Origin of the sequence: Aeromicrobium sp. Leaf272, assembly GCF_001422865.1 — a bacterium.
Lineage (GTDB): Bacteria > Actinomycetota > Actinomycetes > Propionibacteriales > Nocardioidaceae > Aeromicrobium.
In genome coordinates this window covers 608,702-609,170 of record NZ_LMMY01000009.1, presented here as the reverse complement: position 1 = coordinate 609,170, position 469 = coordinate 608,702, and the positions used below count along the sequence as shown (strand labels likewise).

General features: G+C 72.9%; 1 protein-coding gene. It reads right to left on the bottom strand.

The features are described 5' to 3' along the window. Positions 1–398: SDR family NAD(P)-dependent oxidoreductase (locus tag ASF38_RS18840; protein WP_235497398.1), on the bottom strand; the 398-nt coding region annotated here is incomplete at its 3' end. Between the last annotated feature and the right edge of the window lie 71 nt (positions 399–469).

Sequence of the window (469 nt, the reverse complement as noted above, 5' to 3'; positions counted from 1 at the left end):
CACAGCCGCGCGGACCAGGCGAAGTGCCCGAGGTGGTTGGTGCCCATCTGCAGCTCGAAGCCGTCGGCGGTGGCGCTCTTCGGGGGGATCATGATGCCGGCGTTGTTGACCAGCAGGTCGATCCGGTCGTGGCGCGACGTGAGCTCGCCGGCGGCGCGCTCGACGTCGGCCAGGTCGGCCAGGTCGAGGGCGAGCGTCTCGAGGTCGACGTCGGGCAGCTCGGCCCGCAGCCGCGCGACGGTGGCGTCGGCCTTCTTCGGGTTCCGTGCGGTGACCACGAGGGCGGCGCCCTTGCGGCCCAGCTCGAGGGCCGTGTGGAAGCCGAGCCCGCCCGTGACGCCGGTGACGACCGCTCGGGTGCCGGTGAGGTCGGGGATGTCCTGCGCGCTCCAGCTCATGGGATGAACGGTAGCGGCCCCCGGCGAGCCGCGCCGGACCTATGATCCGCTCGTGAGCAGGGTCCTCGTCG